The following is an 11,756-nucleotide window of genomic DNA, read 5'->3' as shown; positions in this document are numbered from 1 at the left end:
ACGTCAGTGCTTCTGCGCGCTCTGGTATCTACCTCAGGTTTATATGCTGATATTACTGGCGGCTTTTCAATACTGTTGTGCATCGATAGTCACTGACCACTCGATACGTACGGGGTCGTCTAAAGCAACCGTACAGGCGGCGGCAAAGCGTCGAAAATGCTTCGCTTAATCCCCCGTACGGAAGCAGAAGTTCCAGCTGAAGATTGGATCAGACGCTGTCAACAAAACACGCGATTGGGCTTCAGCGGGCGTTAGCTTGTGAGGAAACCAGTGGAATGTTGGCGAGGAACGGGCAACGATGTCCCCTGGACACTCTTATAGCGCTATTTGATTCCTTCGGATTAGCCGATTTCGCGGATGTCTGCGCTGTGGACAATTTCTACGGAACCGATATTCGCCAGCCCAACGATTAGCGTGCGGCATTCGCTCCTCGATGTGCTTGTTGCTTTTGCGTGCCTGCTCCGAAACGCAGTTTTGAAACCCCATTGCGCTGACCTGGCGACACAGCGTGTGACGACAGCATTGGCGGATGGCAAATGTCATGTGCGGCGGGCTCGTCAAGCGTCAACAAGACGTGCGATCTCAATTCGACGCCGCTGTCGAGCTTTTGGCGGTTCGACACCACGTAGTGCAGGTCGATGACGGTGATCGCCATCATCGCGCTCACGACAACCATGTAGAATGCCTCGGACAATGAGCGGCGGGCACCGAACTTCGCCTTTCGGCATCGCTCAGGGCGGCGTCCATACTTGGCACATGATTAGAACGTGACATCGATACTTGGGAACCAGCGCGGGTTCGCGTCACTATCGCTGCAACCATCGCCATTGTCGCCGAGGATCTGAGCATGGTGCTCATCCCATATGATCATGGCCTCGGGAGTGAGGCCTGTCAGTGAAACCTCCGGTCCTTTGCTAACCCCCTGGGCGCCATCCCACCAGAAGAGCAACGGCGGTAATCCCGCATCTTCTACAGACCCACCGACGACGAGGAAAGCTCGCTTGCCCTCTCCCACGCTCTCGATGCTTCTGACGCCTCTGCCATTGAGATCAATACGAGAAACGGCCGCGATATTGGCAGAACTTTTTCCTGTCGACCCGCGATCGCCGACAAGACCGAAGGGATTGTCCACCTTTAGCACTAAAGCCTTCCCAGCACTGTCGAGCGGGGCACGCAGTCCTATCAGAAGCTCGCCTTGCGATGTCGCGGCCAATCCCTCGATGTTGAGGCTCTTGCTGAGCGTACCTTCGTCTTGGCCGAGGATGGAGGCAAGTCTCGATCGAAGCGTCCGAAAATCGGATCCCGACAACGAGAGTGAGTTCTTTGCGACTTTCGTTGCAAACAAGATCTTTCGCTTTTTCTTGTCCTCGCCCTCCTTGTTGAGGGAATGGGACGTCAGCCAGAGGATGGTGTCATCGATACGGGTTGCCGCTTCGATATCGGTGACGTCAGGGTGGGTGAACGTGCCGATCGGCTTGGGATTACCCTTCTCATATATTGACAATTGTTCTGTTTCATCGCTGGCAACAACAAAGTGGGTCTCATCCAGTATAGCGGCCGCAGACGCTTCGCACACACCCTCATATCGGAAGGGCTCAGAGCCCGCGGGCGGCGCTTCGGAGAGCAGGATGAGAACCGCCGCGGGAACGGCACAGAATAGTTCACAGCGCATTCCTGATCACCCCGACAAATGACCGCCGTCCGTCCCTGATCCGACCGGACGTATCCAGACGGTAAGTCGTCCTCGTGACGGCCTGTTTGACATTGCCGCCGATGACATCGACCTGTCCGTCGCGGATCGCCACGACGATATCGCTGTGGCTACAGAAGCTGTCGGCTCTTCCGTCGCGGATCCTTTTCACTTCCCTCTTCGCGTCGGCAAAGGTCAGCGGCGGCGCCCTGCAACCATCGCCACTACGGCTTGCCCAGAGCAAGTCCCCGACTGCAACAGGCGTCGTTGTCGGATCGACCAAAGATAGCCCCGCGAAATTTCCGGAGTCGATTTTGGAGACGTAGATCGAATGGTTGTCGGAATAAGGAAAACGATTGCCCGCCCCAGCCGTATTGAAACAATAGCATATGAACGCTGCAGACCAGGCTGGGGAGTCACGTCCGTCAAGATCGCTGCCGATCGATTGCCAATACTCCCCCACAAAGGTCCAGAATGGATGCTTTGCCTCCATCCTCCGATCCGTGAAGCCACCGAGCGTACCGTCGACCCGTTCGAACGGTCCGCCCCAGCGGGTCCATTGCTCCTTCGCCGTAGAAACAAGTTCTTCGATGATCGACATGCTCGCCCCCTTCAGACAAAGCCACCGGTTGACCGCGACCATTTCTTTTTCTTGAGTTCGCCCCGACGCGTCGAAAGCGCCGCCTTCAGGTTTGCGACGCGCTCGGGTTCGCCGTCGGCGCCCACCTCCAGGAGCGCTTCGTAAGGCTTCGACTGCAGCAGGGCGTGTTGCAATTCGTCGAACCCTGCCCTCCCCTGGTGGCGAACATCCACAATGACGCAGCATATGTCCCCGGTCTGGCCATCAAGGCCAAGCCTCCGGTCTGCCTCCTTCACAAGGCGCATGGCCGTATTGACCATATGCTGGACTTGCAGCAAGCGGGCCTCCGGATGGTTCGTCGTCCAATGAATGAACTTTGCGGAGGCAACGACTTCGGCATCCTCGACCTCGTCAAGCGTTGGGTTGAAGTAGAGTTGGAGCGGTTCGGTTGAATCCTCATTCTCGAGAGGAACGACCTTCGTGTCCTCTACCTTGACGATGCGCCCGGCCTGAACATCGAGGTTGGGAAAGTAGTCGACAGCTTCAGGCCTCTGCAGCATGTCCCTAAACCATCTTATGAAGTCACCGTCCGGTACATGAGCAGCAAACTGGCCGAATCCGAAGGTAAATCTGGCTCTGTCATACGTATTAATGGAAATGAAGCTCTGACCTTCGCAGATCGCTGTAGGCTCTATGAAATCTGACCAGAACGGAAATACGCTATCGAAATCAGTTGCGGCATAGAGATGCTTGCGTGCTTCGTCATTTCCAAAGAACCCGCCGTCATTGGACAGGCCAAAACGTTCGACTCCGGTCCTTCTGTTCCTATATCGCACTTTCGCAGCGATCTTGAAAACTTTTGATCCATCCACGCGCACGGAAAAATGCTTTCCATCGCGAACAACGTCGAAATGAATTGCCATGATCGCCCCCGATCGGAAGTTACGAATGCGCTTATATACTATAAGTTATTTCAGATCAATATTTACAAATTGAAATTGTGTCAGCCGTTGGGCCTTCAAATGCTGTCACCGCCCGAGGGGTCATTTCGTCGAAGGTCGCTTGTCGCCACTGCTGGCTTGAGCCGAATTTTCAAGCCGCGACAGCTGGTCGGGCAGTAATCGCTCCGAGAAGCCTGCAATTACCGACCAAACAAGAAGTTTTGCAAATGCAATTGACGGAATTGCCAAGCTCGGGTCACCCGGCTTCGGATTGACAACTGGCTTGCTAAAATCCGTTGTCGGAAAGAGGTCGCCAGCCAATAAATTGCCGGCAATCAGCAGATACATCACGAAGGCCGCGATCGCGCCTATGACAAGGCGCTGTATCACACTCCATCTGGAATAGTCCGTCATCAACACATCGTAATCCAATGTAGCGATCGAGGAGCGCATGGACACGGAACGGGAGAAATATGCCCCAAGCATGCCGCACCATATTGCGTACAGGAGATGCGTTCGCGCGAGGAAATCACCAAAGGATTGGCAGAACACCCAACCGACGACGGTGAACAGTAGCCCGAGAGCGCAGAGAAGCACGCCAACATTGTTGAGCCATGTGGCGGTTTTCATCCGCGTGTGCCTGTCGAGCCGACGTTTGGCATAACGGAAGTGCAGATCGTCAAGCAGGGCGAGATAGGTTCCCTTCCGGTTCTCGGCTGTATCGATCGCACCGAACTGCGCTTTCAAAGCAGCAGCCGACCCGACCCCGAGGTTTTCCGCTTCGACAATGCGCCGCGCCCAATCCGCCTTGACGGCATCGTCGCTACGCACAGCGGCGAGACGCTGCTCAGCCTCATATAGATGTTCCCACGCCTTGGGTTCGGCAGTTGAACCCAGAAGATTGGCGATCTTTGTTTTTACTGCCTCTTCAATCGATATACGGTCAAGTTCAGCGGCAAGATCAATACGATAAGTCTTCCAAAGAATAAGATCATCAGACTGCCGAGCATGCTGAAATGGCAGCTGCTTCTCATCCGAAATTCGCCCAACTTCGCCCATTATATTGCCGCTCGCAAAAGTCAAGATCCACAATAACACAACCATAACTATATGTGTGGAAACTCGCAAGTACTATTTAAGATTTTACACAGAATCTATGAAAATATATCTTGTCGTAAGCTTCGATTGGCTTTCTGTATTTTGAACGCATTGCTTTTTAAGGAACGCTGATAGACCCGTTTCTAGCTGCCATGCGGAATTTGGGGTTGATGTCGACGACGGCTCCGTCAAGTTCTTTGGGTTCCCGGTAGTGCCGTCTACGGCATACGATGGGCGCTAGTTGCCGGTCACGCCGGTTGCTGTTACCTCCGTGGGGTGGGCTCATCGCGGGTGAAGTAAGGGGCGAGGCCCCACCCAGGAGCCACGAGAACGATGATCTGATGGGCGACATCAATCAGCCCTCGACCTCTTCGTCCGTATCGGTCGCGGGACGGCTTCTCAACCAAATAACAGCCGCCCAGGCGTGGCCCTTGTCGATCGGCGGTTTGCATAATCGCAGGGCGCGGCGCCACCTCTTCAATTCCGAAAGGACCGAACGTCGAACGCCTCTATCCACCTCGCCGGCTGGCGAGCCCGCGTTATCCGCGTTCCGATCGCTCATCTGCTTTGTTGGAATTCAACACCGTTTGTTACAGGATTCCCAACTGTGCGGACAGACACCGTCACTGCTCCCCAGTTATTCCAATGCATCGCCGGGATATCGTTTGCAACACAGCAAAGCATGCCGTCCTGGGTCGACGTCCACGTCTTGTGGCGACCTATTGGGAAAAGAGTGTCTTCATCCTGGTCCACAGCACCCATAAGGCAGAACCAGCGATCAGCAGGTGATCGCTTAAGGTGTGCGGCCGGCTTGAGAATTGTGCCCTCATAACCTTCAGGCCCAGACGGTACGAACCAATCCCACCAGGTTCCTGATGCCGACAGTTCATAAGTTTTGCCGGCCTGCACCGGGCAGATGTCGTTCCAGTTCGGTCGTGCAAAAACCTTCGCAATCAACATTTCAACTCCCTGCACATCGCCGGTATCAGTCGTTCGAAATGGAAACCTGGGCCTTCAGTCGCGGCGTAAGGCTTTAGCCGAGATCACGATCTTCTAGGAGTTAGGCGAGATCGACCTCGACCCAAAGCCCGCCAGCGCCGCGCTTTGGGTCGCGAACCGCATTGCGAACGGCAAGGACAGATCCCGAGGGATGAGCGAAATCAGGCTTACCATTGGTGTTTGCCAACCACGTGTCGTCGGCGCGGATAACGCGGCCTTCCGTTTTAGCCGATAGCGCCTGGAGGATGGCATCATAAGGCATAGCACCCCAGCGGACTTTCACTGCATCATCCTTGTTGGTGGGGATGAATGCCGAAAGATCCGGGCTGGTCATCAGACCCAGCCCGTTCTTCTCCGGCGTCGCGTTTTCACTGCCGTGATGAGAGACCTTGAGATAGACCGTACGCGCCATCAGATCGAGCGCCTTCACCTCGGACTGACCGACGGTCCACTTGGCATTCTTCCAGCTCAGCCAGTTTCCGATCTGCGCGTCACCTGGAAACAGGAAGACCCGTCCACTATCGATCATCTCGAATGCCAGCACGAGGCTGGTATTGTTGACCCCGCGGTCGAGCTGGATGGCAAGATCGGCCGCGATGCCCAGCCAGTCGGCATCGATCCGGCGCCAGGACTGATCCCTCACCGTTTCATCATCGATCTTGGGCTTATCAACGGGTGGTGGCAAACTGTCTGAATAGTGCCTTCGAACAAAATCGGATATCTCGCCATCTACCGCCCCAGCCAGAACTTCGGAAAGTGGCGTACCGATATGCGGGTCGAAAGGACACGCAAAGTCTGCAGCATACGCGCCGTCTGCATTGTTGGCGTCCAGAGCGGCGCGCAGCGGCTTCAGGAATGACGGAGCACTATCGGCAGCCAGCGGATATTGCTCGCTCGCCTTGGTCTCCAGCTTCAGCGCATCCTTGCTGCGTGGCGGGCCGAGCACGTAGATGCGCACATTGGGCAGGCCGGGAATGGAGAAGGGGGGCGTCTCCGGACTCAGATAGACTGGCGGCTGTTTCTTCGAAAGCGCGGCGGCGGCATCCCGCGCGGCCCGAACCTTCTCGCCGTCGGCTCCAAATTGGAAACCCAGCACCGAATTCAATCCATCGCGAAGCCCGCCGAGGTAAGTATTCATGCCCTTGGCGGCATCCAGTGCCGCGCTCGCGCCCTGCAGGGCAGAGAGCGCCTGGCCCTTGAACTTGTCAAACGCTATGGCATCGGGATCCTTTGGGTTTTCGCTCCAAGCCATCCAGACTTCGTCCACCTCGAAATTGTTCTTGTTAAAGATCGCCCCCGCACTGGTGAAACCCGAGACATGATCCCAATGTTCGTGTGTCACCACCAGGACATCGATCTTTCCGCGGGTCTCCGTCTTAATATCCGCGGCGATATCCCGGATGAGATCTCCGCCTCCAGCGATCGACGAATGAACGCCGCAATCTATCAGCATTCGAAACAGTGAGCCGTCGGACTTGCGAAAGGTCAGGAGATGGCAGTCTCCTATACCCTGGCAGTAGTGCCGAACGGTGATTGCGGGAGTTACACCGTCCATCACGGGAACAGAAACTTTCGCCTTTACGGTTGTCGATGTACTTTTTCTCGACTTCGTCAGAGTCTTAGCCATGATCGTGGCTCCCATGATCGGCGTGCAGCAACGCAAAAGGCTCCGACTTGACCTCGCCGAAATAGAGCGCCCTCAGCGGCGACATGTAATGCGCTGCAGCGGATTGGGCCTGGCGCTTCTGCCGTGCCCCGCTTCCCGTATTTTTGATGATCGCATAACGGATTTCCTCCTGCCCCTTGCGCGGATCGATGATCACCGTGGCACCGCCACGGAACCAGAGGAATTCTTCGCCGGCGCTGACACCATCTAGCGCCATCGTGCCATCCTGGCGTACCGGAACACGCTGTTGGATCGTGACGATGACCTCGGTGCGGAACGAACCGTCCGGTTCGACGCGTCGTGTCGGCCGCACCCCGTATACGTCGAAGGTCGTGCCGCCCTTGTCGGGTTTCTTGAGCAAAGTACCATCATCTCGGAAGCGCGGTAGATCCGGCAACAAGCCGAAATGCGCATAAAGCCCCGGATTTTCCAGGAAGACCCTCTTCAGTCCCGCCCACAGTTTCCATCGGTTTTTCTCGTTGTGTTCGAATATCTTCGACCGGGTGAGCTTACGGTCCCAGCCGAGATCAATATCCTTCAGAATGTTTTCCAGCCATGGTGTGGGAACCGCCGGAGTGTCCCAGGTCAGCGTCTCCTCCGAAACTGTCCGTACGTCACGCGGCAACAGTTTCCATTTTCGGAAGGAACCCATGAAGGCCAGCCGATAATTGTGGGTATCCTCGGGAAAGACGTCCATATCGGCAGTGATTATAGCCCGCAGATATTCGCCAAAAGTGATATCGACCGCTGGGCAATAATCGAGCGCCCGAATGCACATGTCGAGCATGGTACGCGCGGTCTTGACGATATCTTCCGTCAGGCGTTCGACGAGACCCGGATGCAACGCCCCGGCCGGCAAAACGCCGCTTCCACCCGTCGCAAGCTGGATAAGACTTTCCGTGCGGCGCGCGATGATTGCCTGAAAGGCGTCATAGACCGCGAAGACGAGAATCGAACCCCTGTCATGCGGCTCGAAGCTCTTGTCGTAGTCGAGTTCGGCCATCTTGGGTTTGGCATAGTCGCGCAACGGGCCGGATCGACCGCTGCCTTCCCCAAACTGAAGGGCGAGGCCCGACAGGAGATTGACGGCCGATAAATTGCCTCGAGTTCTCCCGATTTCGAAACTCACCAGCTCGTTCATGGTGAAGTGCTGGAACAGGGCAATGATATCGGCAAAACCCTCGTGAAATGCCGGAACATCTGGATTGGACGCTTCCTGAAAGCGGCGATGCAGCCCATCCAGCAGGGCATGTGAGGTCTCGTGGGCGATGATGTCGAAGGAAAGGCAGCTGAAGACCATCGACCCCGCCGCAGTAGTGTCGTCCTGGTCGCTGTCGGCTGGAAAATAGCCGAACAGCAACGCCTTCTTGTCTGGGCTGTAATAGGCATTTTCCATGCGCAGCCCATGCGGATAGATGCGCAGGCGCGGCACTTCGTAGCCCTTCGACTTGCGGTCGCCATCCCGCCCGATATAGCTGGCATAACGCGGCGCCCAGAGGGCACGGCGCCCCAGCGCCCGCTCGAAATGACCTATAGTCGCCATGGCCACCGCATAGACCATCTGCTGGTGAAACTGCGGATTGCCCTCGGATGGAGCCAGCCCGTCCTGAGCAAGCAGAAGCTTGTTGTTGAGATCGACGGGATCATAAACACGGTTAGAAGCCGGATCGACGTCGACCACTTCGAGATACTCGCCCACCGGACCAGGCAGTAGAGACCCGTCAGACCTGTCATCATCCCACGGTACCGAAAGTGTCGCTTGATGGACGGCAACCGATTCGAGCTGTTTACCGATCGACGGATCGAGCGCATAGACGCGCAACCGTCTCTTCGGTGGCGAAACGGCTCGCGGCTTGCGCGGGATCGGCGGCGTCACCCGTTGAACCGATGCAGCCGGAATGACCGCACCGCGTCGTCCGAGAGCGGCCTCCAGCACGGCTCTCAGCGGCTTCGACGGATTGCCCTCGTCAAGAGCTGCTTCCAGATAGCGATTGCGGGCCGTAGCTGGTATATCCGCCGGATCCGCGTCGGGGTCGGGAATTGCTTGATCGACCGAGGCGACGCGCTGAGCCATCTGCGTCAGTTCAAGCGCGAGCATGCGCTGTTTCTGCAGCGCCTCAGGCCCGCTCGGCGCCAGGCTGACGCCGCCACCGATCAGGAGGTTGAGCCAGCTCCAAGAGTCGGTGGCCGACGGCAGTTTCTTCAGCTTGCTCGCGGCCAGGGGCAATACGGCAAGCGCGGCTTCGGCCTGTAGGACGCCCTGTCCGATTTTCTCGAACGTTTCCCGCGCGTTCATTTTCGCAGTCGATTTCAGGGCCTTAGAGAACAGCGCGTGGCGAACCGCCTCAACACGCATCCATGGCTGGGCGTAGTTCTTGACCGTGTCCCAGTGTTCCGCCAGCCACAAGGCGGCGGCGGCGGCAATCTGTGGCGTAGCGGCCGAGGTACCGGCACCATCCATGTCGACAATCTTGCCGCAATCGATCTCGGCCCAGGGGACATTGGGGGTAAATGCCCCCAACGCCGTTCCCATTTTGCTGTCGGGTCCGTAATTACCCTGCATGGTTTTGAATTCGAGCCCGGAATAGGAACGGCCGTCGCTCATCACACCACATGCAGCGAGCACACGCTGATAGCGCGCCGGAAAAACGATGCTCTTTGGCGACAATATCCCGGCGTAGTTGTTGCCCGCCGCCGTTACCATCACAACGCCATGCTCATAGGCAAGATTGACCGCATCAACGAGCGCGGCCGAGGATAATCCGCCCATGCTCATGGAAAGAACATGGGCGCCTTGCTGGCGGGCATACTCGAAACCCTGCACGATCGTAGACGTACTGAAACGCACCACCCAATCGGCGACCCGCACCGGAATGATTTGCACGAGGGGAGCACCACCGACATAATCGGAGAACCCCTGCCAGCCTGGTGACGTGCCGTCCAACCTGTTGCCGGCGAGCAGGCTGAGCGTCCCAGTGCCATGCCCGCGATTACTGGTCAGCGTGCCCGCGGGGGCATGATCAACGGCATCGCTAGGATCGTGCCCGTCATCGACGAAATTGCGCCAAAGCCTCTTATCGACAATCCCTACGGGCCGGGTTTGATGCGCCGGATCGAAACCCGTGTCGAGATGGGCGACGATGATCCCGCTCTGCCTGTCGCCGACCTTCTGGCGTGCCGCTTCAAACTGACTGAAGGCCGCACCGGCATTCCAGGCAACCCTTGGCCCTACAGACTTTCTGCCGCTGCCGTCCGACGCGTCGAAGGCGCAGACGGGGCTGGCGCTCGCCGCCATACCCCGATCGCCATTCGCATCCTTATAGTCCCATCTCTGCACCAGATCTGGCTCGATCGCCAGCACCTGTGGGCCGCCCGCGGCCGCGAAAGCTGAACCGCGATCTACAATGGCATGGGCATCGTCCCACGGATTTTCCGAGTTCCTGAAATCGGCGCCTATCTTGAGCCAAGTAGCCCCCTGCACGGCATCGGCGCCCATGCCCGCGGGGAGCTCGGGAGGCAGGCTCAAGATCGGCTCGATCGCATCAGTCTTGAAGCGGAGAATCCGCTTATTCGCCGCGAACGCCGCACCGTCTCCACGTACCTTGATAAGCAGTCCTGCGATGTCAGCCACCTCTTCGCCCCCCAGCTGCGCGATCCACCGGAATGAGACTTCAGGCCGACTTCACATCGGTTTCTGAAATCGAAGTCAGAGAATATATTAATCAACCATAGGAAGAGCGCAATGTTATTTTTACGCCTTCAAGTTTCCTGGTAAATTGACGCTGTATCGAACAGGATGTTGGCAGTACGTATGTCTCCCGTCAGACAAGCCGGGCTAGATCGCCTTGGCATGGGACCATCGACCCGGAAATAGTCGCCTATTAAGCCCCACGAGCGAGGAGCTCTATACCTCCACCATCTTAAGGAATGCTTTGAACGATGAGCTTATCAACAAGCACGGTGCCGCTGACAATGGTGGTTGGCGCGCCACGAGGCAGGGTGCTGCAACTCAGCGTGGCCAGATGAACGATATCGGTCACCTAATCGCCTCGGAGGCGACGGTGCTCATGGTTGGCGATGCAGCCCGCGCCGAGGTTGTTGCCATACGCGCCCCGTCCATGCGGCTTTTGCAGTCGGCAATGGATAGGATCCGCCGAAATCGGTTACCACTTCGCGCCCTCCACGAAGGGAATCATGCGAGCACCTTGAAGGACTGCATGCGTCGCGCGCCCTCGCCTTGTCGATAGCCGCAAAGAACTCACCCCAATCTCACGGACTTCAACCTCGCCATCTTTAACGATCGCTGCTTACTGCTTCAAAGTTTAGTGAGATAGTTTCTGCTACATTGCGCCACCGGCTTGCATTCGCCGAGTAGGGTGCGCCCGTCCTACTCTCCAAAATAGGTGCAAGCTTGTCTCCCCGGAAAGCACGTTCTTAACGCTTTCTGGTTTTGCGGGATCGCTATTCGCGTCGCTAGAAAGTCCAATCCGCTCCGCCGCCGGCCGTGAGCGCAAATTTGCTCATGATGAATCACGGCGAAATTGAATCCGGTCGCAAAGTGGTTGTCGAGGCTATGAGTGTCTGTAGAATTCGCGACGAAGTCTTAGGTGAATTTTATTATGACATGAACTTTAAAGTTGTACGCTTCTATTAGATTGTGCGATAGTCCTCAGCGCATTTCATAGAGTACGGCCGCCTTTCGAAGGTAAATTCCAAATAATATGCAGTGTTAACTGAATTCCTTTCGGATGATCTTCATATTGATTGTTCATCTAACCGGAG

General features: G+C 56.7%; 8 protein-coding genes. All 8 read right to left on the bottom strand.

Features of this window, described 5'->3' with window-relative positions; all coding sequences use genetic code 11:
• Positions 1 to 409: 409 nt before the first annotated feature.
• On the bottom strand, positions 410 to 676 hold the full coding sequence (locus AC2444_RS29685; RefSeq protein WP_128449507.1) for a hypothetical protein: 267 nt from the start codon (positions 674 to 676) through the stop codon (positions 410 to 412).
• 84 nt (positions 677 to 760) lie between these two features.
• Positions 761 to 1,672, bottom strand: a complete 912-nt coding sequence (locus tag AC2444_RS29680; RefSeq protein WP_128449508.1) for a DUF3616 domain-containing protein — start codon at positions 1,670 to 1,672, stop codon at positions 761 to 763.
• The gene (locus AC2444_RS29675; protein ID WP_164902775.1) at positions 1,662 to 2,291 is read right to left on the bottom strand and encodes a DUF2272 domain-containing protein; all 630 of its coding nucleotides are present in this window, start codon (positions 2,289 to 2,291) and stop codon (positions 1,662 to 1,664) included. The genes AC2444_RS29680 and AC2444_RS29675 overlap by 11 nt, the downstream gene beginning before the upstream one ends.
• 11 nt (positions 2,292 to 2,302) lie before the next feature.
• Positions 2,303 to 3,193, bottom strand: a complete 891-nt coding sequence (locus AC2444_RS29670) for a hypothetical protein (protein ID WP_164902776.1) — start codon at positions 3,191 to 3,193, stop codon at positions 2,303 to 2,305.
• A 120-nt stretch (positions 3,194 to 3,313) separates the two neighbouring features.
• A complete protein-coding gene (locus AC2444_RS29665; protein WP_128449510.1) occupies positions 3,314 to 4,270 on the bottom strand; it encodes a hypothetical protein in 957 nt (318 codons plus the stop codon).
• 597 nt (positions 4,271 to 4,867) lie between these two features.
• On the bottom strand, positions 4,868 to 5,269 hold the full coding sequence (locus tag AC2444_RS29660) for a hypothetical protein (RefSeq protein WP_128449511.1): 402 nt from the start codon (positions 5,267 to 5,269) through the stop codon (positions 4,868 to 4,870).
• 100 nt (positions 5,270 to 5,369) lie between these two features.
• Positions 5,370 to 6,935 carry an MBL fold metallo-hydrolase gene (locus AC2444_RS29655; RefSeq protein ID WP_164902777.1) on the bottom strand — a complete coding sequence of 522 codons (1,566 nt, stop codon included), beginning with the start codon at positions 6,933 to 6,935 and terminating at the stop codon, positions 5,370 to 5,372.
• Complete coding sequence (locus AC2444_RS29650) at positions 6,928 to 10,605, bottom strand: S8 family serine peptidase (protein ID WP_128449513.1); 3,678 nt, start codon at positions 10,603 to 10,605, stop codon at positions 6,928 to 6,930. The genes AC2444_RS29655 and AC2444_RS29650 overlap by 8 nt, the downstream gene beginning before the upstream one ends.
• Between the last annotated feature and the right edge of the window lie 1,151 nt (positions 10,606 to 11,756).

It is taken from the genome of Rhizobium sp. WSM1328 (genome assembly GCF_057653715.1).
The sequence above is the reverse complement of the archived record's forward strand: the minus strand, read 5'-3'. Positions and strand labels throughout refer to the sequence as shown.